Origin of the sequence: Pseudomonas sp. HLG18, assembly GCF_051903985.1 — a bacterium.
GTDB classification, from domain to species: Bacteria; Pseudomonadota; Gammaproteobacteria; order Pseudomonadales; family Pseudomonadaceae; genus Aquipseudomonas; species Aquipseudomonas fluorescens_BT.
The window spans coordinates 1,139,427-1,160,074 of the sequence record NZ_CP195831.1 but is presented as its reverse complement, the minus strand read 5'-3'; the positions used below and the strand labels follow the sequence as shown (position 1 = coordinate 1,160,074).

24 protein-coding genes are annotated in these 20,648 nt (G+C 62.3%); 4 read left to right on the top strand and 20 right to left on the bottom strand.

Annotated elements, in window-relative coordinates:
• Positions 1–144 precede the first annotated feature (144 nt).
• Entirely contained in the window at positions 145–1,593 is a 1,449-nt protein-coding gene (locus ACSPX5_RS05365) for a sensor histidine kinase (protein WP_439821096.1), read from the bottom strand.
• A gap of 308 nt (positions 1,594–1,901) precedes the next feature.
• Here ACSPX5_RS05365 and ACSPX5_RS05360 point away from each other — a divergent pair, with 308 nt between their 5' ends.
• The 4 genes from ACSPX5_RS05360 (at position 1,902) to ACSPX5_RS05345 (ending at position 7,530) form a co-directional block, all read left to right on the top strand.
• Entirely contained in the window at positions 1,902–3,248 is a 1,347-nt protein-coding gene (locus ACSPX5_RS05360; RefSeq protein ID WP_169429748.1) for a hypothetical protein, read from the top strand.
• A 35-nt stretch (positions 3,249–3,283) separates the two neighbouring features.
• Entirely contained in the window at positions 3,284–5,518 is a 2,235-nt protein-coding gene (locus ACSPX5_RS05355) for an Ig-like domain-containing protein (protein WP_207868151.1), read from the top strand.
• 69 nt (positions 5,519–5,587) lie between these two features.
• Positions 5,588–6,052, top strand: a complete 465-nt coding sequence (locus ACSPX5_RS05350; protein WP_323160865.1) for a curlin — start codon at positions 5,588–5,590, stop codon at positions 6,050–6,052.
• 26 nt (positions 6,053–6,078) lie between these two features.
• Entirely contained in the window at positions 6,079–7,530 is a 1,452-nt protein-coding gene (locus tag ACSPX5_RS05345) for a curlin (protein ID WP_439821095.1), read from the top strand.
• 69 nt (positions 7,531–7,599) lie between these two features.
• Here ACSPX5_RS05345 and ACSPX5_RS05340 read toward each other — a convergent pair whose 3' ends face one another.
• From ACSPX5_RS05340 to ACSPX5_RS05250, 19 genes are all read right to left on the bottom strand, one after another.
• A complete protein-coding gene (locus ACSPX5_RS05340) occupies positions 7,600–7,818 on the bottom strand; it encodes a hypothetical protein (RefSeq protein WP_439822001.1) in 219 nt (72 codons plus the stop codon).
• A gap of 46 nt (positions 7,819–7,864) precedes the next feature.
• The gene (locus tag ACSPX5_RS05335) at positions 7,865–8,140 is read right to left on the bottom strand and encodes a type II toxin-antitoxin system RelE/ParE family toxin (protein ID WP_439821094.1); all 276 of its coding nucleotides are present in this window, start codon (positions 8,138–8,140) and stop codon (positions 7,865–7,867) included.
• Positions 8,140–8,412, bottom strand: a complete 273-nt coding sequence (locus tag ACSPX5_RS05330; protein ID WP_236196860.1) for a CopG family ribbon-helix-helix protein — start codon at positions 8,410–8,412, stop codon at positions 8,140–8,142. Before ACSPX5_RS05330 ends, ACSPX5_RS05335 begins: the two co-directional genes overlap by 1 nt.
• A 116-nt stretch (positions 8,413–8,528) precedes the next feature.
• Complete coding sequence (locus ACSPX5_RS05325) at positions 8,529–8,669, bottom strand: hypothetical protein (RefSeq protein ID WP_439821093.1); 141 nt, start codon at positions 8,667–8,669, stop codon at positions 8,529–8,531.
• Positions 8,670–8,741: 72 nt separating this feature from the next.
• Positions 8,742–9,122 (bottom strand): DUF6124 family protein, encoded by a 381-nt coding sequence (locus ACSPX5_RS05320; protein WP_439821092.1) that lies wholly within the window; start codon positions 9,120–9,122, stop codon positions 8,742–8,744.
• Positions 9,123–10,000: 878 nt separating this feature from the next.
• A complete protein-coding gene (locus ACSPX5_RS05315; RefSeq protein ID WP_115077264.1) occupies positions 10,001–10,861 on the bottom strand; it encodes a CsgG/HfaB family protein in 861 nt (286 codons plus the stop codon).
• Positions 10,862–10,890: 29 nt separating this feature from the next.
• The gene (locus ACSPX5_RS05310; protein ID WP_007956141.1) at positions 10,891–11,322 is read right to left on the bottom strand and encodes a curli assembly protein CsgF; all 432 of its coding nucleotides are present in this window, start codon (positions 11,320–11,322) and stop codon (positions 10,891–10,893) included.
• On the bottom strand, positions 11,319–11,711 hold the full coding sequence (gene csgE / locus ACSPX5_RS05305; RefSeq protein ID WP_439821091.1) for a curli production assembly/transport protein CsgE: 393 nt from the start codon (positions 11,709–11,711) through the stop codon (positions 11,319–11,321). The genes ACSPX5_RS05310 and csgE overlap by 4 nt, the downstream gene beginning before the upstream one ends.
• Complete coding sequence (locus tag ACSPX5_RS05300; RefSeq protein WP_439821090.1) at positions 11,708–12,259, bottom strand: type II secretion system protein; 552 nt, start codon at positions 12,257–12,259, stop codon at positions 11,708–11,710. Before ACSPX5_RS05300 ends, csgE begins: the two co-directional genes overlap by 4 nt.
• Complete coding sequence (locus ACSPX5_RS05295; protein ID WP_169429740.1) at positions 12,234–12,608, bottom strand: type II secretion system protein; 375 nt, start codon at positions 12,606–12,608, stop codon at positions 12,234–12,236. The genes ACSPX5_RS05300 and ACSPX5_RS05295 overlap by 26 nt, the downstream gene beginning before the upstream one ends.
• Before the next feature lie 5 nt (positions 12,609–12,613).
• Entirely contained in the window at positions 12,614–13,087 is a 474-nt protein-coding gene (locus ACSPX5_RS05290; RefSeq protein ID WP_169429739.1) for a type II secretion system protein, read from the bottom strand.
• Between the two features lie 2 nt (positions 13,088–13,089).
• A complete protein-coding gene (locus ACSPX5_RS05285) occupies positions 13,090–14,937 on the bottom strand; it encodes a secretin N-terminal domain-containing protein (RefSeq protein ID WP_439821089.1) in 1,848 nt (615 codons plus the stop codon).
• A complete protein-coding gene (locus ACSPX5_RS05280; RefSeq protein WP_207868248.1) occupies positions 14,934–15,452 on the bottom strand; it encodes a hypothetical protein in 519 nt (172 codons plus the stop codon). Before ACSPX5_RS05280 ends, ACSPX5_RS05285 begins: the two co-directional genes overlap by 4 nt.
• Positions 15,452–16,000 carry a GspMb/PilO family protein gene (locus ACSPX5_RS05275; RefSeq protein ID WP_439821088.1) on the bottom strand — a complete coding sequence of 183 codons (549 nt, stop codon included), beginning with the start codon at positions 15,998–16,000 and terminating at the stop codon, positions 15,452–15,454. Before ACSPX5_RS05275 ends, ACSPX5_RS05280 begins: the two co-directional genes overlap by 1 nt.
• The gene (locus tag ACSPX5_RS05270; RefSeq protein ID WP_007956129.1) at positions 15,987–16,532 is read right to left on the bottom strand and encodes a PilN domain-containing protein; all 546 of its coding nucleotides are present in this window, start codon (positions 16,530–16,532) and stop codon (positions 15,987–15,989) included. Before ACSPX5_RS05270 ends, ACSPX5_RS05275 begins: the two co-directional genes overlap by 14 nt.
• Position 16,533: 1 nt before the next feature.
• On the bottom strand, positions 16,534–17,337 hold the full coding sequence (locus ACSPX5_RS05265; RefSeq protein ID WP_439821087.1) for a hypothetical protein: 804 nt from the start codon (positions 17,335–17,337) through the stop codon (positions 16,534–16,536).
• Positions 17,318–19,024 carry a GspE/PulE family protein gene (locus ACSPX5_RS05260; protein WP_207868242.1) on the bottom strand — a complete coding sequence of 569 codons (1,707 nt, stop codon included), beginning with the start codon at positions 19,022–19,024 and terminating at the stop codon, positions 17,318–17,320. The genes ACSPX5_RS05265 and ACSPX5_RS05260 overlap by 20 nt, the downstream gene beginning before the upstream one ends.
• Before the next feature lie 80 nt (positions 19,025–19,104).
• A complete protein-coding gene (locus ACSPX5_RS05255; RefSeq protein WP_169429732.1) occupies positions 19,105–19,638 on the bottom strand; it encodes a response regulator in 534 nt (177 codons plus the stop codon).
• Positions 19,639–19,873: 235 nt separating this feature from the next.
• Positions 19,874–20,635, bottom strand: coding sequence for a SurA N-terminal domain-containing protein (locus ACSPX5_RS05250; protein ID WP_207868238.1), 762 nt, complete (start codon positions 20,633–20,635; stop codon positions 19,874–19,876).
• Positions 20,636–20,648: the final 13 nt, after the last annotated feature.

Here is a 20,648-nt window from a genome sequence, read left to right as displayed (position 1 = left end):
ATTTAAGGAAGGGGTGATGGTGTTTTGCAATTACCTCGCCAAAGTATTAATCCCCGTTGAAACAAGCCGTTACAAACGCTGTTGCATTCCCCACTCCCCGGCGACCGGGGCCTGACACCCGCTCCTGGGGGAAGTTCACCCCCATTACTGGATGAGTTGAAACGCAAGACGAACGGTGGTGCCCTCGCCTTCGCGACTGTCCAGGGTCACACCGCCGCCGAAGCGTTCCATGATCCGTTTGACCAGCACCAGCCCCACACCGAGCCCACCCTGCTTGGTGGTGAAAAACGGCCGGAACGCCATGCTGCGCTGTTCCTCGTTCATGCCTTTACCGGTGTCGCTGAGCATGACGCTCACGCCACGGCTGTCGCTCGGTTCGAGGGTGATGGTCAACGTGCCGCCCTTGTCCATGGCCTCCAGTGCGTTGGCCAGCAGGCTGTTGAGGATTTGCGTCAGTTGCACCGGTTGGCTCAGCACCATCGGCGTTTGTTGCGGATGAAACACCACGTGCACCGCGTTTTTTGCGATCTGCTGTTCGAACGCGACCAGACTCTCGTGCAGCGCCGCCACCAGATTCACCGGTTCCGGGTCATCGTTGAGCGGTCGCAGCGACTGCAGCAGTTCGCGCACCCACTTCGACATGCGGTCGACCTGACCGATGATGTCCTTGATGTTTTTCTGCGCCGGGCCGGCGTCGAACTCCAGGGCCAGCTCGGCGCTGGAGCGGATGGTCGCCAGCGGGTTGCGCAGACTGTGGGCCACCGCCGAAGACATCTCACCCAGCGCGACAAAGGTTTCATTGGCGATCAGTTGTTTTTGCTGGGCCGTCAGCAAAATCGCCGCCCGTCGCACGATCCAGTACAGCCCCAGGTAAATCAGCCCGCCGCCCAGTGCGGTGGCCAGCCAGATCAGCGTCAGGCCGCGCTCCATGCGTGCAATCAGGTCTTTGGGCTCTTTATAGATCTCGACCATCGCCGTGACGTTCTTGCCCTCGGCGTCGAACAACGGGATGTAGTTCTCGATGAAGATGTATTCCGGCGGCACCACGAACTTTTGTTCTTCACGCGCCTTGTCGACGTCGTGATAGCTGGCCGATACCGGGATCTTTTCATCGAAGGCCCGGTCGAGGTCTTCGTCGGCGTGAATGCGGGTGTTGACCAGCGCGGGATTGGTCGACCAGATCACGGTACGGTCCGGCGCATAAATGTTGGCGAGGATCACGTCCGGCAAATGTTCGATGTGATCGAGAAATTCGCCTCGTGCATTGGCACGGGCCTCCGGGTCGACATCGGGAAAGTCGTTATCCTGACGAGGGTCGAGCAACTCTCCCATGGTGCGGATATTGGGGATCGAGACGTGGCGCACTTCCGCCGACGCGATGGCCTGTATGAACTGCGCGGTCAGCAAGGCATCGCGCTGCACACTTTCTTCGATCACGAACCGTGTCGACACCGCTCCGAGCGCCACCGCTACGGTGCCGATCACTGCCATGCTGACCAATGAAAACCAGCGCAACAGATTGAACGGCTGCTTGCGCGAGTTCAGCCGCAGGCTGCTCTCCTGGACCGGTAGTGATTTTGACTGCATGTTCATGGCGGCGACTTCCCGATACGTCCCTATAGGGTTATAGCCCACGGTTGGGTGATTGCCCGGATGCGGGGGGTGAACGGTCCTGCGATCCCCCTCCGCCAATCGGCGCTGTCGATTGATCCCCACCTCCCCCCAATGCTGGGGACTGTCGCCCGATGTCCGCGCCGCGAAAAAGCCCTCCTCCTCACTCGCCAACCCTTGCCCCACGGGCCTCTCGCGCCAGTTGCGCAGCCGTTGGTATGGAAGTTGAAACGCCCCTCTGCAACTGACCCACCCCCAAGGGGCAGGCACTTCGATAGAGGGATTAACTCATGCACCCTTTACTGTCCAAAACCGCGACCGTCCTGGTCGTGAGCGCTTTGGCCCAGGGCATTGCCCAGGCCGCTCTGTTCGCCGTCGACCCCGGCCCCTACACGCCGGCCAATGGCGGTTTCGCCAGCTGGTATCAGGACAGCCACGGGCGCACCCTGGATCTGTGCCTGTCCAAAGCACTCAGTTCCCGCGTGCCGAGCACGCCGGGCGCCCCGTCCTACATGTGCTCGCTGCTGCCGACCCCCGGCGTGTTCGATGACACACAACCGCTCGTATTCCCCACCAACTTCCCCGATGAAGCCTTCTGGTTCACCGGCGATACCTCCATCGTCGATGCGGCTCGCGGCATCAATCTGACTTACGTCAGCGCCGTTGAAGCCGCGTTCGGTGGCGGCGATCCGCTGGAAGGCGACCAGATCAGCTTCGCGCGGATCCGCATCCGGGTTGATGTGCCCACCGCCGGCACCTACGTCATCACCCACCCGTACGGTGTCGATGTGTTCAACGTCGACACCCCCGGTCGCCGCGCCATCAACATGACCCGCGACATCGGCATCGGCACCCCGAAAACCTACGACGGCGCGCTCAAGGGTGACATCGGTCCGTTCCTGCGCAGCGTCAACGGGCCGTACACCGAGACCAATCCGGTGACCGGCGCGGCCGAGCAGTTTGTCGGCGACCCGAACCTCAACGAAGCCGTGACCGGCAGCCCGTTCAACACCAATTTCGTGCGCATCGAAGGCCCCGGTGGCATAGACCTGCGCAGCACGACCTTCGCCGTGTCCGGCAAGTTGTCGACAGTCGTGCGGCCGACTCCGCTGATTCCTCAGCGCAGCACTTACTCGCGCAAACCGGGCGACAGTGCGCCGGTGGCCCAGCAAGACGTGTTCGTCCAGGCGCCGCCCGCGCCGGGCACCGCCGCGATCACCAGCAGCACGCCCGTGGTGAACATGACAGAAGCCGACAGCACCGGCAGCTGGTATGCGCAATCAGCGGTCAACCCGACCTTGCCGACCGTGCTGCAAGTGACCGCCGACAACCACTTGGCGATCGCCACCAGCTCGCCGACGACCCTGCCCATGAACCTGACCGACCTGGTGGTGATCCAGCGCGCCGAGTACAGCCTCACTTCCGGGCAATTGACCGTGGTGGCCTCGACCAGTGACGAAACCTCGCCACCGGTGCTCACCGCCACCTCCGGCACCGGCGCCACCATCGGTGCGCTGGGCGGTGATGGCGCGGTGAAAACCCTGGCCACCGGGATCACGCCGATTCCACCGGCCAGGGTTCGAGTGACGTCGTCCAACGGCGGCAGCGATACCGAAGAAGTGGTCATCGTGCAATGAACGCTCACATGCCCAGATCCGCATCAGGAGGCATCATGAACAAGTGGCCACGCTTCGCGCTCAACGCGCTCGGGCTGACAATCTCGCTGACCGGCAGTGCGTTCGCGCAACTGGCCGCCGTCGATCCCGGCCCCTACACCTTCGCCACCGGGAAATTCCCGATGTGGTACCAGGACAACAATCAACTATCGATGGAACTCTGCCAGTCGCGCGCCGCCAGTTCGCGGGTGCCGGTCAGCACCCCGCCGGCGTACATGTGCACCCTGCTGCCGGAACCGGGCGTTTTCGACGACACCTTGCCCATGGTGTTCCCCGACAACTGGCCGCCGGAGGCCTTCTGGTTCCTGGCGGAAACCAACATCGCGAACAACGGCGCCGGTTTCGGCGTGGATGCCTACGTGGCCGGGATCGAAGCGGCGTTCGCTTCAGGAAATCCGGTGGATGGCGATCAGCAAAGCTTCGCGCGGATCCGTATTCGGGTGAACGTACCCGTGGCCGGCACCTACACCATCACCCACCCCTATGGTGTCGAAACCGTCAACGTCACCACGCCGGGCAGGCGGGCGATCAACATCACCAAAGACATCGGCATCGGCGCGCCAGGCGACTTCAGCGGTGCGCTCAACGGCGCCATCGGCCCGTTCCTGCGCAGCATCAACGGCCCGTACACCGAAGTGAACCCGGACACCGGCAACGTCGAAACCTTCGTCGGCGACCCGAACCTCACCGAAGCGGTGACCGGCAGCCCGTTCAACACCAACTTCCTGCGGATCGACGGTCCGTCGGGTGTTGGCTCGATTCAGACCAACCTGTTCACCGTCGCCGGCAAGGTCCTCGACAACCGTCAGCAGACCCACGTCGCCATCGACCGCGCCACCTATCGCCGGACTTCGGCCGGTGTGCGCGCCGAGGTGTTCGCCAAGGCTGACAGCAGCACGACCCTGTGCTTCCGCGAAACCCTGGCGTTACTGCCCGGCCCACCGCCGACGCCGTGCCAGACCAGTCTGCTGGGTGACAACAACGGGCTGTTCTTCGGCCAGCGCCTGGGCACCGGCACCCTGCCGTCGGTGGTGGTCGTGACCGCGACCAACCCGGCCGGCACTACCCGTCCGACGGCCGTCTCGGCCAAGCTCACCGACGTGGTGAAAATCCAGACCGCCCGCTACAGCTGGGCCAATCACAGCCTGCTGATCGAGGCCACGTCGACCGATGAAGTCGCGGTGCCGGACATGGTTGCCCAAGGCTACGGACGTTTGTCGAAAACCGGCACGCTGCAAAAAATCACCGTCGCCGACCTGACCCAGCCACCTGCCACCGTCACGGTCAAATCCGCCGCCGGCGGCAGCGACACCGAGCCGGTTGTGGTGGTCGGTGCAGCACCGGACACCGGTGAAAACCAGGCGCCACTGTCCGTCGCCGACACCGGCAGTACCAGCTTCGGCGTACCCATCACCCTCAGCCTGTTGACCAACGACAGCGACCCGGACAACAACGTGCCGCTGACCATCACCGCGTTGACTCAACCGGCCGCCGGCCAAGGCACCGTAGCCCTGAACGGCACCACGTCGGTGGTCTACACCCCGCCAGCCGTGGTGACGACACCGTTGACCACGACCTTCACCTACAAGGCGCAAGACAGCAAAGGTCTGGCCTCGGCCAACCCGGCGACCGTGACGGTTACCGTCGCGCCCAACCGACCACCGACCGCCGTCGCCGACAGCGTCGCCACCCTCGGTGTCGCGATCCCGATCAACGTCCTGGCCAACGACACCGATCCGGAAGGCAACACACCGCTGGGCGTCGCCAGCCTGACCCAACCGCCGGCAGGACGCGGCACGGTCAGCACCGACGGCACGGTGATCACCTACACCCCACCGGCCACCGTGACCACGGCCTTCACCACGACTTTCACCTACATCGCCCGGGACAGCTTCGGCGCCCAGTCGACGCCGGCGACCGTCACGGTGCAAGTGTCGCCACGGCCTGCGGCGGAGACTTTCACCGTTACCGCTTCAACGGTGCAGGCGCGGGCAGGTGGACGCTTCAACTGGGACTTCACCGGTACCTCGTCGGTGACCACCGGCAACACCATCACCGTGCAGGTCACCACCCCGACCGGGCTGGTAACGCTGGGTACAACCACGGTACCGGTGACCGGACGCTGGCGGCTGACGCTGAACAACACGCTGGTCGTGCCGTCGGCTAACCCGACCGCCACCATCCGTTCGTCCCAGGGCACCGTGCGCACGGTGTCGGTGACCACGCTGTAAGGCTGCGCCCCGCCTGCTTTCGGGCTGGCGGGGCAACGCTCGACGCTTAACCCCAGACAGGATCACGCCATGAACACGCCGACCGCCGCCCTGCTTTGCCTGCTCGCCCTGTGCGTCAGTGCGGGCGTGCGCGCCGACGACCTGATGGACAACGATGACCTGGCGCCCAACAGCGCCGATCTCGGCGAGCTGCCGCCCCCCGTGGGCCAGCAAGCCCTGATCGACCAGAACGGCCAGGTCAACCTCGCGCTGCTCTCGCAAAACGGTCAGTCGCTGCTGGGCAAGATCGTGCAGTCGGGCAGCAATCAGGAGGCGTACATCCTGCAACAAGGCAGCGACCTGATGGCCTTGATCACGCAAAACGGCTCCGGCAACGCCGCGTCCATCACGCAAACCGGCAGCCACAACCGCGCGCAGATTTCGCAAAACGGCAACAACAACGACGCCAGCATCGAGCAGGCCGGCACGGGGCTGCAAAGCGCCGTGACCCAGTCGGGCAACGGCATGAGCGTTTCGGTCAGGCAATACCGCTAAGCACTGCAATCATCGGAGAGTTCATCATGTTCAAACTGACGCCCCTCACCGCCGCCATCCTGGTCATGATCAGTGCCCAGGCCATGGCCGACGACAGCCTTTCCACCCAGAGCCAGCTCGGCACCGCCAACATCGCCAACGTCAAGCAGACCCAGGCCCCGTTCAGCAGCGCCACCCAGACCCAAATGGGCCAGGGCAACGACGCCGCCGCCGTGCAAGACACCGCCAGCAGCGTCATCACCCAGGACGCGGTCGGTGACTACAACGCCGGTTACGCTGAGCAACTCTATGAAGACAACGGCACCATCACCCAGCAACAGGTCGGCGCCTTCAACACCACCCACGCCAGCCAGTCGCTGGGTTTCGGCGCCCCCAACACAGCCCTGCAACAGCAGCAAGGCACCGGCAATTTCTCGTTCGTCTACCAGGACTCGCAGAACGGCAGCGAAGGCAAGACCTTCCAGTTCGGCGACAGCAACGAAGCCAACATCGAGCAATTGTACGAAGGCAGCGGCAACAGCTCGGTGATCACCCAATACGGCACCGCCAACTACGGCACCGCCGAACAGGTCACCCACAACGGCGGCCAGATCGGCATCAACCAGGCCGGCGAAAACAACTACGGCTACGCCGACCAGCGCAACGGCACTGGCGGCAACATCACCATCAACCAGTTCGGCAACCTCAACGGCAGCGAAATCTGGCAAGACTCGCAACTGGCCAGCCAGGCCACCGTCAACCAGTACGGCGACAGCAACGAAACCGTGGTCGACCAGAGCTTCGGCGAAAACAACACCGCCGCCATCACCCAGGTCGGCAACACCAACGCCATCTACGCCGATCAATTCGAGTCGGTCAACTCGACCCTGGCGCTCTATCAAGTCGGCAACGGCAACGTGCACTTCACCTACCAGAGCGGCGACGGTCACACACTCAACGCCACCTCCGTGGGCAACGACAACAAGGTCTACGCCAGCAACTGGAAAGGCCCGCAACACGGCGGCCAGTTCGGCAGCAACCAGCGCGCCACCGTCACCCAGGCGGGTAACGGCAACATCGCCAGCTTCACCCAGGACGGCGTCGGCCACATCATGACCACCAATCAGACCGGAACCGGCAACAAGACCACGGTCAGCCAGGCGGATTCCTACAACGAGCTGTACTTCGACCAGAACGGCAGCGACAACATCCTGATCTCCGATCAACGCGGCACCACCAACCTGGTTCAGGGCTCGTCGAACGGCTCCGGCAACAGTGCCGAGTTCGATCAATCCGGCGCCGGCAACCAGGCGTACACCGCGCAGCTGTATGGCAGCGACAACATGATCACCGTGAAACAGGCTGACACCATGAACGTGGCGTACGTGACCCAGGGCGGGACGGGGAACATTGCCAACGTGGATCAGAGCGGGATGACGCAGACCGCGACCATTCAGCAGTTTGGGTCGGCTAACCAGGCGACGGTTTTGCAGCAGTAAGTGTTGGGCGCAAAAAAGCCGCGATTGCTGTAAAGCATCGCGGCTTTTACGTGAGTGATCGGATCGCCATCATCCGAGATGAAAAATGCGCCGTATCTCATTACGTGCCTTCTTGCCATCTGCTTCGTAAAGCCCCATCAGCAAAGACTGATCGCTCACCCGATGCAGCCGAAAGTGATTGTAGAACGCTTGACCCAGACGCTGCCCTTCAAACAACCCCTGTTCCCAATGACCGATAAATTTGTCGAACACTGCGCGTTCGATTTCCAGTGATCGTGAACTATCCAAAATAGTGTCTTCAATATGGTAAGAGCGATAGGTTATCCAGTACGGCTTATCGATCCTCACGCGTGTGCCAGAGCCGTAGCAAGTAAATGACAGAACCCACGATCTCGTATCGCATCTCGTAATGCCCCACCAGAATCCGTCGTACATCACGTGGTTCGAACTCTTCCAGCCGCTCACCCAAACGCGGGTTACCGATCAACATTGTTGGAGCTGCTGTAAGTTGCTGTACCGTCCGTGCAGCTGCGGGTTGGTTCACGGTTGCCAAAAACTCGTAAAGTCTGGCCAGATCAGAAAGCCCTTTACTGGTCCACTGCAACTCCATTAACGCGGTACCGGCAATGGATTATCTGTCGTCAAGCTATCGGCCCATGCCTGAACGGCCTGGTGGTCGATGACGCGACCAGCATCCACATCGGCCAGCGCTTCCATGGTCAGACGGCTGCGTTCTTCTTCTTGATCGATCCACGCGCTCAGGGCTTGCTTTACGATCCAGTTGCGCGACCGCTCCAGTCTTTCAGCCATCAAATCGACTTTCTCAGCCAATTGCACAGGAACATGGGCGGTCACAGAACGGGTTTTTACGGGGGTAGCCATTTGATTAACTCCTCGGGCGACTGCTGAGGTGAATAGACAAGCCACTCGATAACAGTCTAACCGCGACGATTGATTTAGCCGGTCATTCACACAAATTGAATCGAAGTTAATCATGATTAATCGCAATACTCCATTTCTCTGACCGCGTCTTCGCGCTGAATCTGGTAAAGCGAGCTTGCAACCGATGAGCGGTCGTAGCTGGCGGCCTGCTCTTCGCTTTCGAAGTCTGAAACGATTGCGGAGATAAGGGGATCCATAGTGACTCCAGTTTGAATGTGAAAAACGCGACCCATTGCTGGGTCGCGTTTTTTTATTGGGGATGTGCTGGATCAGTCCTTCAGCTCGACGTGATCCAAGGCCTGATTCACGGCCAGTTCACCCAGCATGAGGATCTGCGCGATGCCCAGGGCGGTCTTGCGATGGGCCGGGTCGAGGGTGGCGGCGAAGTTGTTGAGCATTTCGCTGGCCGAGCCCAGGGATTCGCTGGCGTTGGCGAGCAGGGATTCGGTGTTGTAGGCCGGGTTGGCGAGGTACATCGGGGCGGGTTCGTTGACGCTGCCCATGATGTGGGCGCCGGGGCAGAGGTAATGATCGAGGGCGCGTTCGGCGGCTTCGTGGAGTTTTCTGGAGTGGGCGGAGGTGTATGGGGAGGTTGGGTCGGTTTCGAGACTGGCTTGGGTTTCGGGTGGGTTGGGTGTTGGTTTGAACATGGTGAATCTCCGATCCTGAAATGAAGCTGGCCCATTCGGTTTCCGAACGAAGGGGTGGCAGCTGTACGCAGGCTGGAAACCCGGGGAACGGAGAACCCGGTTGACCCGAAGGTCTCCCGCGCACAGCCGCCATAACGGAGTGCACACTTTTCAAGGTGCGCAAGCATACGTTATGAACAGCGCTTGTGCGCTCGGTTCTAGTCGGGGTTTCCAATCCCGATCACTGAATTGGCAGCGACCGAAACAGGCTAGAGCCCGCGCTTCCGACGGACAACCTGAAAACCTTGTGGGAAGGTTCGGTGTATTCGGACACGTTTTTAAACAGATTTTAGGACGCTGGCCCTCACCCCAGCCCTCTCCCGGGGGGAGAGGGAGCCGACCGAGTTGTTCATTCGAGTTACATCGACCTGAACTATCGAGTTGAACTAAAGCTTTCAAAACAAAAAATCAAAACCATCTACACATTCTTGCGCCCCCACCAAACCAAACAACGAACCCCACCTACACAGTCTGCGCCCACACCAAACCAAACAATGAGCGTTAGCTCGAGTAAAGCTTTTGACGTGCTGGCCCCTTCGGAAGGCTGAGTGGAGGGATTTATCCGGGGGTGGGAGCGCAGCGACCGTTCGACGAAGTCGAACACATCGAGAGGAGGTGCAGCGAAGCAAACCGGAGGCGATGCCCCCGGATGAATCCTGGAACGAAGGAACCCCGAGCCCCAGCGAGGGGCCGAACGCCGGGGCCAAGCGTTTTGGTTCCTTTTGGGCGTTTGCAAAAGGGACTCGCCGTAAGGGCGAAACCGCCAGCCGCAACACCCTAAGAAACGGATATTCACCCAGACCACCCAGAGAACCTGGTCGGCCCAAAGGCCGCCAAGTTCACTCAGCCTCCGGATCAACCTTGTTCTGAGTCAGGTACCGATTCAAAACATCATCCTGACCCGGGGTAGAAGCATCCCCCGCCACCTGCCAAAGATGCCGCTCAATCCCCTGCGCCACCATATGCCCCACCGCCGCCTCAATCGCCGACAACACACACAACTGCGCCGGCTCATTCGTCGTATACCCGACCTCAGCCTCAAGCAACTTCTTGAACTCGATAAACTTGAAAATCCCCGCACTGCGCGCCACCGAATAAATCGTCTTGCTGGTCATCACGTTCGCCAACACCTGCCCGCTACGCACATCCACCGCGCGCAAGTTGACGGTGACCTGATCGACCCGATACTCACGGGACAGATCGATCCCCAGATACCGCGCCCCTTCCCCACCGCTACGCACGTTGGTGTCGTAAGCGATGATCCCGCCCTCGAGCATCATGTTCGCCGCCTGCAACGGTGGCAGCTCGCCCTGAATGTTCACCGGCGTATTGGGCTTTTTCTGCGAAGCACGAATGATCTTGCGTTCAGTCAGCAGGTTCTGCAGCCCTTCCCGCTCGAGCACCACAAACCAGCCGCTGGCCTGCATCGCGTCCATCAACATCGACGCCGCGCCCTGGGTGACGCTGGTGGAAAAGGAACTGGCCGGCGTCGGCTTGTACTGCCCGGTCTGGTCACGGAAACCGTACACCACCGCCATCAGCCGGCCCTTGGGTCGCGGCATTTTCAGCAAGTCGTAATAGGTCGAGGCCCTGGGGGTCAGGGTCGGAGTATCGGTGTCCTGCTCGGCCGGCATCGGCTCGCGCAGACTGCACCCTTGTAATGCTGCCAACATCAGCCCTAGCGCTATTATTTTTTTCATGTCCATCACTCCCCGGAACCGTCATCCCGTCATGGGTTGAGGCCGTTCACCTGAATTTCGGAAACTTCGCCGCTCGCTCGGTCGGTCACTTCAATCGTCAGCGCCCCCGAGTCGTCGACCACGTTGACGATGAAGGCGTCGGTGGACAGGCTCCCCGTGTTGCCGGTGGAGATGTTGTCCAGCAGTTGCCCCAGCAACCGTGACTGCAATTGACTGGTGAAACGTTCGAGGGCCGAAGTGCCGGCCACCGTCGAACGCTTCTTGAGGTCCGGATCGTCGTGGTCGTTTTGCGCCTGGGCGTTGTTGAGCAGCCAGGTGCCGTTGAGCGGGTTGCCGCCGAACGACGGGTTGACCGGCGTGTAGACCAGTTCGGTGGCCTGGACGGCAGCGGCGCTGGCAAGCCCGATCAACAACCCCGAGATCCAGAATCCGCTGCGCCGTGAGAACGTTGTCGTGTTCATAGTTCGTCCTTCTCAAGGTCGGTGGTGTCCTGCAACAAGGCTTCCAGCTTGCGCCGGACCACTTCCAGTCGAACCGAGTCGGCGGCCTCGTAGGCCTCGTCCTTCAGTTCCACGGTGTTCGGCGGCAGGAAGCGCCGATACACCAGGCGTTGTTGATACTCGACGGTCACAAGGCTCCCCCAGCGTGCGTCGGGGCGCTCGCGCACCACCAGGTTGAAATCCATGCGGCTGGTGTCGCGCAGGCGTTCGCTGAACGAGTAGTAAAAGTCGTGCCCGATGTGCGAGATCGTGTCGTCGACGATGAAGCCCATCATTTCGTCTTCTTCGCCGGCGCTGGCGAAAGACGCCACGGCCGCGAGGATCAACGCGCACCACCATGTCCGGCTCATGGCTGCAACGCCTGCGGCAGGGCTGACTGGCCCTTGGCAGGGCCTGCGTTGCCAGAGCCGGCGCCATCGAGAAAGGCTTTCTCGGCCACAAACTGCCAGTCCGAATAACGCTGCATGCCTTCGAAATCCGACCACTGCGACGGGAAGTCCGCCTGCTTCAACGGCACCTCGGTGGACGGACTGTTGATCCCGGTGATGCGTCCGTCGAAGCCCCGTTGCAACGCCCATTCCCCGCCGCCGATCGGATCGGGATAGAGCTGGCGCAGGTGATGTCGGGGCTCCGGAAAACGTTCGTCCTGCAACAGGTCAGCCAGGTCTTTCGGGTACTGCGCCAGCCCCGGCGAACTGCGGTAGTAGCTGCGCAGCGCCTGGGCGTACTGGGTGCCGACCCACAGCAGTTGCTTCTCGCGATCACGGCGCGACACGGTCGACCACAACTCGCCGGCGCTGGCCAGGCCCATGCCCATGATCACGATCAGGAACAGCACGCCCAGGTAGGTGAACCCACCCTGCTGCGCGTGCTTACCACTCGGAATACTGGCTGCCATCACGCGCCCTCCCGGTAGCTCCGCTCTTGATGTCGGCGACGCCGCCCGCCACGCCGTCCGGCGGCGCGATCAGCACCCATTGGTCATTGCGTTCGGTGATCGGGTCCAGCGGCGCATTGCGCAGGTAGCGGGTTTCCACCAGTTGCTCGATGGAATCGGGATAGCGCCCGGTGTCGCCGTAGTAGTGGTCCAGCGCCTCGCGCATGGCCGACAGGCTCTGGTGCAACGTGGTCTCTTTCGAGGCCTCGAGGCTGTTGAAGTAGCGCGGCAAGGCGATGGTCATCAGGGTCGCGATGATCGCCATCACCACCATCAGCTCGAGCAAGGTAAAACCCTTTTGCCGACGCATGAGAATCACCACTCGCGGTACGCGATGCCGTTGAGGCCTTTACCCCGGGCGTGGGAGTAGACGTCGAACACGTCCTCGCCATCGCGGGGGTTCTGGGCCGAACTGTCGTAGGCCCGCAGGCCCCAACCGCCGTTGTCGTCACGTTTGGCCGGCACCAGCGGATCCCGCGGTATCCGGCGCAGAAAGTAGAACTTCGCACCCTTGGCGCTGCGCACGTCGCGCACGCCTTCGACCAGCACTTTCAGGTTCGGCGGGTAACCGCTGCTGTTCAGCGACTTCTCGATGTAGCCGGCATCGAAGGCCCGCTTGTAGGCGTCGATGCCATCGCGAATCTGATACAGCGCGGTGCGCAGTTCCTGCTCCTTGCCACGCCGTACCAGGGTCTCGGTCAGCGGCGCGGCCATGCCGGCCAGCAGGCCGATCAGGGCCAGCGTCACCACGACTTCGATCAAGGTAAAACCGCGTTGGGAGGCGTTCATGATCAAGGCTTCTCGACGGTTACACGGGTGGTGGCCACGGCCGCTTCACCGACTGCACGAGGCTGCGCGGCAGGCGCTGGCATGGTGTAGTTCTGCGAACGGTCCGGCGCCTGGATGTGCATGCTGGTTTCGGTGCCGGTGGGGAATTCCATGTCCGACGGGCTCTGGTACGGCAGGTTGCGCACGATCCGTGGGGTGATCGACAGCACCAGTTCCGATTTGCCGATGGTGTCCTTGTTGCTGCCGAACAAACGGCCCAGTCCTGGAATGTCGCCGAGGCCCGGAATCTTGTTGCCGGTGGCGCCGTGGTCGTTGCGCATCAGGCCGGCGAGGATCTGGGTTTCGCCGTCATGCAGACGCAGCGAGGTCTGGGCGTTGCGGGTATCGACCTGCACCGGAATCGTCCCCTGGCGGGTCGGTTCCAGCGGCGTGGCGTTACTCACTTCCAGGGCGATCTTGATCGCCACTTCGTTGTTCAGGTGAACGGTCGGTTGCACTTCGAGCTTCAGACCGACGTCGAGATAAGTGACGCTTTCGGTGATCACCGGGCCTTGAGTCGACGGCACTGAGGTGGCGCTGATGATCGGCACCCGCTGACCGATGTGGATGCGCGCCTGTTCGCGGTTGCTGACGCGGATCACCGGGCTGGCCAGGGTGTTGATGTCGTTGTCCTGCGCATTGATCTTGGCTTGCGGCGACGGCGCGATCGAGATGCGGCTGGAGTTGATGCCTTTGAGCTGATCAAGAATGCTCACCGCCGAACCGTCGCTGTTGACCACACCGAAGGTGTTTGGCCATTGCAGACCGAGGTCGAGAATGCGCTGGGTGGCGACTTCCATCACTTCCACTTCCAGCACTACTTCGGGGTTGGACTGGTCTTGCGATTGCAGGAGTTTCTCGGCCATGCGCACGGCGTCTTCGGTGTCGCGCATGGTCAGGGTGTTCAGGCGTTCGTCGACGAACACGTCGCGGGTCTTGAGCATGGTCTTGATCATGTTCAGCGCGGTGTTGGCGTCGATGCTGGTCAGGTAGAAGGTGCGCATCACCAGCTCCTGATAGTCCTTCAACTTCTGCGGCGAGTCCGGAAAGATCAGCAAGGTGTTTTCGTTCACCACTTTCTGGTGCAGCTGGTTCTGTTGCAGCAGCAGTTGCACGGCGTCTTCGATGCGTACGTCTCGCACGAAGATCGTGGCTTTCATGTCCGGGCGCAGGTCCTTGTCGAAGATGAAATTCAGGCCGGCGACCTGCGACAGCACTTCGAAAATGGTCTTGAGATTGGCGTCGCGAAATTCCAGAGTCACCGGGCGATCGAGCCGGGTGCGCAGTTGCGGGTACTGGATCACGTTGCGGCTCTGCACCAGACGGATGTTGCCTTGCAGCTCCAGTGCGCCGTCGTTTTTCGGGTCGAGTTCGAGGATCTGTTTGACCTGGCGGTCGGCGCCGTAGATGTCGCCCCGGCGCAGGTCGCCACGGGCCAGCTCCAGTTTCTCGTCCATGCTGCGCAGGTAGTCGAGCTGGCGCAGGGCATCCTGGGCGCGGCGGTTGTTCGGCTCGATGGTCAGCACCCGGCTGTAGGCGGTGCGGGCCGAGGCGAAATCGCGGCGGGCGCGGTCGGTGTCACCGGAGGTCAGCAGCGCGGTGATCGCCTTGGCGCGACCGCTGTTGAGCAGCAGGTGCAGCTCGGTGTCGCGCGGATTTTCCCGCAAGCCTTCCTCGATCCGGGCCAGGCCCGCCTCGTACTGCCCCTGCTCGATCAGGTCGGCGGCCTCTTTGTTGGCGACCTGCGCGGAGCTGCACGCGGCCAGCCCGGCGCACAGGCCAAGGCTCATCAGCAAACGGGATCTGTTCATTGCGTACTCCCCACAGACAAGGTCTGCGACAAATGCAGAGGCAGGTAGACCAGGCTCAGTTCCGCGTCGGAAATCGCCGCAATCTTCCAGGTGTCGTCGATCACATCCCCGTTGCGCACGACGTAGATTTTTTCGCCGTCCTGCAAAAACACCTGCAGGTCGCTGCGGTCATGCAGGCGGCCGACGAACTGGAACGGCACCGGTGGCAGGCTCGGGGCTTGCACCATCGGGGTCGGGTTGATCGCTTGTTCGGTGACCGTCGCCAGGGTCGGTGCGGCCTTCCAGGATTTGCTCGCAAACAGGTCGCCGGCCGGGCTCAGGTCCTTGATCGGCGCTGCATTCGCCTTGGCGCTGCTGGCGGGCAAGGCGCCACGGGCGGTGGCTTTTGCCGGGCGGGTCACCGCGACCTCGGTCGAATCCGCTTCGTCGCTCGGCGAGAAATATTCCGGTAACCAGGCCAGCGCCGCCGCCACGCCGAAGAACGCCACCCACCCTGTTATGCGCTTGGTGTTCATCACGACCTCGACAGGTAAAGGGTCATACGGATCCGGCCGCTGAGGTCGGTGTCGGCGATCTTCTTGCGCTGGAACTCGACGTCTTCCACCACCACCGCCGGCAACTGGCCGAGCAAGGCGTGCAGGAAGCGGCGCAGTTGCGGGTAGCTGCCGCGCACCGGCAACAGAATCTGGTAGCGCGCCAAATGGGTCTTGGGATCGACGCCGAGGGCGTATTCGCCGCGTGCCAGGGTGATGTGCTCCTGCGCGGCCAGGGCGTAGATGCGGTCGATGGCGACGGTGGCCTGCGGCTGGGCCGGCAGCTTGTTGCGAAAATCATCGAGCTGACGCTGCGGCACCACGGGCGGCGCGATGCTGCCGTCCTCAACCTTGGCCAGGTATTCGCTGGCTTCCCGGGTTTGCTGGCTGAGCTGTTGCAGCGATTGCCAGCCCGGCAGCAAACCGCCGAGTGCCCAGGCAACCGTGACCAGCAGCAGCGCGAGACCGGCCAGACCCGGAACACCGAGGCCTTGCAGGTATTCGTGAACGATCAGTCTAGGGATTCGCATCGCCTATCTCCCAGGTCGCCGACAGGTTGAATTGCACCGGTTGTTCCGGCGATTTGACGACGATTTCGTGGCTCAGCAGCGACACGTCGGACAGCTCGTCACTGGCCTCCAGCCGTTTGTGGAAATCCAGCATCGCTTGCAGATCCCGCGCTTCGGCGCTGATCCGCACCTGGCCCTTGCGCGCATCCGGGGTCAGGGTCAGCAAGGCGATGTCGTCGCGCGGCATGGCTTCGAGCATGGCGAACAGGCGTTCCCAGGGCCGGCGCAGTTGCTGCGAGACCTTGCGCATTTCGGCGAGGTTCTGCGCCTGCTCGCGGGTTTCCGCCGGGCTCAGCGTTGTCTTGCTGCCGCTGTCGCCAGTGAGCTGGCGCTGGGTGTGCTGCAAGTGACCCTGCTGTTGTTCGGCCTGATCGCCGAGGTGCTGCTGCACGCCGAAGCACACCAGCGCAAGCAACACGCCGCCGCCGAGCAGGCTCCAGCCCAAAGGGCCGGAACGCGGGCGGGGCTGGAAGTCCAGGTTCAAGGCGCGCATGTCAGGCCACCGCCCGGGACATGACGTACAAGGCGTCACGCACGGTCATCGAGTTGTCTTCGAGAGTGCGCAGGCGCACCCCCGCCACCTCCGGTTGCGCATCGAGGCGCGCCGGGGCGTGCAGATAAACGTTGAACGCACGTTCGCTGGTGGAGGCTTGCAGTTGCCGTTCGCGACCGATCAGCGCCGTCAGCGCCGCGTCACTGTCGCTGCCGCCCACCGAACGCACCGACGACCAGCGCCCTTCCCTTGCCAGCAACAGCACGCTGCGTTGTGGCTCGGCGACCACGAACAGGAAGTCGCCGCCATCGAGGCTTTTGTCGAAGCGGTTGAACGCGGTCATCAGGTACGGCTGTACCGAGCGCAGGCGCAGGCCGCGACCCGTGACCTGCGTGCGCAGGCGTTCCAGCAAATCCTGCGGCAAGGCACTGGCAATCCGGTCATGCCCCGCAGGCTCCGCGGACAGCACCAGCGTCCAGGGTTGGGTCGGCGCGCCGAACAGGTCTTCGAAGCACAGTTGAGCCAAGCCGCGCAGTTCCTCTGGCGTGCTGATCTGCTCGCTCCACGGCACCAGGCAGAAGCGGCTGAAGTGCCCGGAGATCACCACGCTCAGCTCGGCACCGGCGCGGGCGTGTTCGCCGAGCAAGCGATCGAGGGTGTCCAGCGCCACCGCGTAACTGTGGAAGCCTTCGTCGATGTAACCGACGCTGCCCAGCCACAGGGTGTCGTTGCCCCGGCGCTGGCCGAGGCCGACACCGCTGGCGCCGAGCACGGCGATAAAGTGATCACGCGATAAAAGTGACACGATTGATCTCCTCCAGCGTGGTCCGACCGTGCTCCACCAGCTCCAGCGCCGATTCGCGCAACAGGCGCAAACCACGGGCGCAGGCCAGGGCTTTGATCCGGGTAATGGGTTGGCGCTCGACGATCATCTGCCGCAGTTCGTCGTCCAGGTGCAGAAGCTCGGCAATCGCCGTGCGTCCGCGATAGCCGCTGCCCCGGCAGTGGCCGCAGCCCTTGCCGTGGACAAAGTGGTAATGGCCGACCTTGTGCGGGTCGAGGCCGGAGGCGCGCAGTTCCTCGTCGCTCGGGGTGGCCGGTGTGCTGCAACTGCTGCACACCAGCCGGATCAGGCGTTGGGCGAGAATCGCGTTGAGTGCCGAGACCAGGCTGTAGGGGTCGATTTCCATTTGAGTGAAACGACCGATCACGTCGAACACGTTGTTGGCGTGGATGGTGGTGAACACCAGGTGCCCGGTGAGCGCCGATTGCACGGCGATCTGTGCGGTGTCCGGGTCGCGGATCTCGCCGACCATGATCTTGTCCGGGTCGTGGCGCAGGATCGAGCGCAAGCCGCGGGCGAAGGTCAGGCCCTTTTTCTCGTTGACCGGGATCTGCAGCACGCCGGGCAACTGATATTCCACCGGGTCTTCGATGGTGATGATCTTGTCCACGCCGTGGTTGATCTCGGTGATCATCGCGTACAGCGTGGTGGTCTTGCCGCTGCCGGTGGGGCCGGTTACCAGCACCATGCCGTAGGGTTCAGCGGCCAGACGCCGCAGCTGGCGCAGGGTTTCGTCTTCAAAGCCCAGTGCTTGCAGCTGCACGCCGCAGACCTTGTCGGCCAGGTCCTGTTTGTCGAGCACCCGCAGCACCGCGTCTTCGCCGAAGATGCTCGGCATGATCGACACCCGGAAGTCGATCTGCCGGCCGCTGATGCCGATCTTGAAGCGTCCGTCCTGGGGCACGCGTTTTTCGCCGATGTCCAGTTCGGCCATGACCTTGACCCGGGAAATCACCTGCTCGGCGAACTCGCTGCCCTGGATCTTGCTGATGTTGTTGAGCACGCCGTCGATCCGGTACTTGATCACCAGACCGTTGCCGGTGGTGCCGAGGTGGATGTCGCTGGCGTGCATTTTCAGCGCGTCGTACAGGGTCGAGTTGACCAGTTTCACCACCACGCTCGAGTCTTCGCTGATGCTGGTCAGCGACAGGCTTTGCAGGGTGTCGGTTTCGCTGCCGGCGTCAGCCTGGGCGTTGAGCGATTCGACGGCGTGGAAACTTTCTTCGTGGCGGGCCAGATAAGCCTTGAGGTCGTCGGCATGCACCAGATACAGCGGTGCGCCATGCAGGCATTCATCGATCCAGGCCAGGCGCGCGGTGTCGAAGGGGTCGGCGAACACACCGATGACTTCGTCGTTGTGTCGCAGCAGGATGAATTCACGTTTGAGGCATTGCGCCAAGGTGACCCGATCGAACACCGGCGTCGCCTGGAACAGGGCATCGGTGTCGAGCACCGGGTAATGCAGGGTAGCGCCGAGGCTGGCAATGAACGGCATCGGCGCCAGTTCGCAGAGCACACAAAGAGCGTCGAGGACGCGTTCTCCACAGGTGCCGGCCCGAGCCCGGGCCTGGGCCAGTTGTTCACTGGAAAAGCGTGCCGGAGCACACGCAGGCTGCAACGCTTCGACGACAACGGACAAACGTTCCATGGCTTGCTCTCCCACCGGGGCCTGGGGCCCTGACGGCGCGGGAGGCCATTGCGGCGAGTGCCGGAACGTCTATCGCGCCATTACTCCCCGGTGAGCATTTGATCGTCGTCCGGTGCCATGGCCTCCGACCTGTTTCGTCGGCGATCCGCCAGCACCCAACTGCCATCGTACAACTGCAACGGGAAGCTCTCGGTCCTGCTCTGGCGTCGTTCGACGAAGCCTTCGGATGGGCTCGCACCGGGTTTCGCTTCGCGCTGGATTCCCAGAAGGTCGCAGACAGCTCGGGCCAGTTCCGCCAGTGGAAACGGTTTGAACAGGATGTGACTGACCCCCAGTTGCCGCGCCCGCTCACAGACTTCGGCGGTCGGGTGACCCGTTATCAGCACGAAATGACACGTCCTGTTCTGGCGGATAGCGTCGAGCACCTCAAAGCCTTCCATATCGGGCAAGCGGTAATCGAACACCACCACATCGGGAGCAAAGGTTGCGGCCTGGCCGATCCCGTCTGCGCCGTCATGTGCAATCCGGACGTCCAGCCCTTGCGCCGACAGATAATCCTGAAGGTTCTGTGCAAGCAGCAGTTCGTCTTCGACAACCAGTACTTTGTTAACCAAGGTGAACTCCTTGCAGCTACAAATCCGGCCTCTTCACATCAACTGCCCGAACCTGCTGGAGTGCGCCTCACAGGAGGTAACGCACACTTCATGCCAGGCCGAGTGCCGGTAAATTTATGTCTTCATGTCCTTGAATTTGATGACAATGCCCGCTCGTCCCGGCACCCCGTTCCCCAGAAACGGGGAAGCACCTGAATGGGCATCGAAGCCATTCCCCACTATTGGGGGGGAACCTTCAATCGTCGTCAATTCGTTCGATCCTGTTCTGCGCCCGCAATTGCGCGAGCACCTGGCGACGAGCCTGGGCCTGTTGCTGTCGGGCACGCTGCACCCGAACCGTTCCAGATCCCTGCAAACCTGGGACATCGACCGCCTCCAAGTGGTTCGGCAAGTAAATCAAATGCCAGCCGAATGGCGAGCGAACGGCATCGCTGGCGAACGATGCGCCGTCGACCACCGCGGCGCGCATCTGCATCAAGCGTAGACGTGCCGCCGCGTCTGTGGCGGCATCCGCATCCGGCGCCACCCGAACCAGCAGATGCCGCGCCTGCAAGGTGTTGGCCCGGATCAACGCGGCGAACATCTGCTGCGCTGCCAGTTCACGACGGGTGTATTCGGTGAACGAGACCTCGTCGAAGCCCGCGTCCTGCAAACGCCGCACGAACCTTTCGCTACCGCCGATGGCGACACGAATCTGCTCGACCTGTCGCTGCACCGCTTGATCGTCAACCTTCAAGCCACGTTTTTGCGCCTCCTGCCACAGCAGTTCCTTGTCGATCAGCACATCCAGAGCCGCCTGGCGCAACTGTCTGTAAGCCTTGGGACTGCGGATGCTCGCCACGGCGCGGCCCCGGTCTTCCAGGTATTCAACGAAAAACCGCTCCAGACGAAGCTCGGAAATCACCTCGCCATTGACCCGCGCCGCCACCGGTTCGGTATTGGCAAACGCCATTGGCAACCAGCACGCCAGCAGCCACCACAGGTTTTTGAGCTTCATGATCAGCGCCTCC

What these genes read in the sequence shown, in the direction of transcription:
- ACSPX5_RS05365 (WP_439821096.1), bottom strand. Translation starts at nt 1,593, where the DNA reads ATGAACATGCAGTCAAAATCACTACCGGTCCAGGAGAGCAGCCTGCGG.
- ACSPX5_RS05360 (WP_169429748.1), top strand. Translation starts at nt 1,902, where the DNA reads ATGCACCCTTTACTGTCCAAAACCGCGACCGTCCTGGTCGTGAGCGCT.
- ACSPX5_RS05355 (WP_207868151.1), top strand. Translation starts at nt 3,284, where the DNA reads ATGAACAAGTGGCCACGCTTCGCGCTCAACGCGCTCGGGCTGACAATC.
- ACSPX5_RS05350 (WP_323160865.1), top strand. Translation starts at nt 5,588, where the DNA reads ATGAACACGCCGACCGCCGCCCTGCTTTGCCTGCTCGCCCTGTGCGTC.
- ACSPX5_RS05345 (WP_439821095.1), top strand. Translation starts at nt 6,079, where the DNA reads ATGTTCAAACTGACGCCCCTCACCGCCGCCATCCTGGTCATGATCAGT.
- ACSPX5_RS05335 (WP_439821094.1), bottom strand. Translation starts at nt 8,140, where the DNA reads ATGGAGTTGCAGTGGACCAGTAAAGGGCTTTCTGATCTGGCCAGACTT.
- ACSPX5_RS05330 (WP_236196860.1), bottom strand. Translation starts at nt 8,412, where the DNA reads ATGGCTACCCCCGTAAAAACCCGTTCTGTGACCGCCCATGTTCCTGTG.
- ACSPX5_RS05325 (WP_439821093.1), bottom strand. Translation starts at nt 8,669, where the DNA reads ATGGATCCCCTTATCTCCGCAATCGTTTCAGACTTCGAAAGCGAAGAG.
- ACSPX5_RS05320 (WP_439821092.1), bottom strand. Translation starts at nt 9,122, where the DNA reads ATGTTCAAACCAACACCCAACCCACCCGAAACCCAAGCCAGTCTCGAA.
- ACSPX5_RS05315 (WP_115077264.1), bottom strand. Translation starts at nt 10,861, where the DNA reads ATGAAAAAAATAATAGCGCTAGGGCTGATGTTGGCAGCATTACAAGGG.
- ACSPX5_RS05310 (WP_007956141.1), bottom strand. Translation starts at nt 11,322, where the DNA reads ATGAACACGACAACGTTCTCACGGCGCAGCGGATTCTGGATCTCGGGG.
- csgE (WP_439821091.1), bottom strand. Translation starts at nt 11,711, where the DNA reads ATGAGCCGGACATGGTGGTGCGCGTTGATCCTCGCGGCCGTGGCGTCT.
- ACSPX5_RS05300 (WP_439821090.1), bottom strand. Translation starts at nt 12,259, where the DNA reads ATGGCAGCCAGTATTCCGAGTGGTAAGCACGCGCAGCAGGGTGGGTTC.
- ACSPX5_RS05295 (WP_169429740.1), bottom strand. Translation starts at nt 12,608, where the DNA reads ATGCGTCGGCAAAAGGGTTTTACCTTGCTCGAGCTGATGGTGGTGATG.
- ACSPX5_RS05290 (WP_169429739.1), bottom strand. Translation starts at nt 13,087, where the DNA reads ATGAACGCCTCCCAACGCGGTTTTACCTTGATCGAAGTCGTGGTGACG.
- ACSPX5_RS05285 (WP_439821089.1), bottom strand. Translation starts at nt 14,937, where the DNA reads ATGAACAGATCCCGTTTGCTGATGAGCCTTGGCCTGTGCGCCGGGCTG.
- ACSPX5_RS05280 (WP_207868248.1), bottom strand. Translation starts at nt 15,452, where the DNA reads ATGAACACCAAGCGCATAACAGGGTGGGTGGCGTTCTTCGGCGTGGCG.
- ACSPX5_RS05275 (WP_439821088.1), bottom strand. Translation starts at nt 16,000, where the DNA reads ATGCGAATCCCTAGACTGATCGTTCACGAATACCTGCAAGGCCTCGGT.
- ACSPX5_RS05270 (WP_007956129.1), bottom strand. Translation starts at nt 16,532, where the DNA reads ATGCGCGCCTTGAACCTGGACTTCCAGCCCCGCCCGCGTTCCGGCCCT.
- ACSPX5_RS05260 (WP_207868242.1), bottom strand. Translation starts at nt 19,024, where the DNA reads ATGGAACGTTTGTCCGTTGTCGTCGAAGCGTTGCAGCCTGCGTGTGCT.
- ACSPX5_RS05250 (WP_207868238.1), bottom strand. Translation starts at nt 20,635, where the DNA reads ATGAAGCTCAAAAACCTGTGGTGGCTGCTGGCGTGCTGGTTGCCAATG.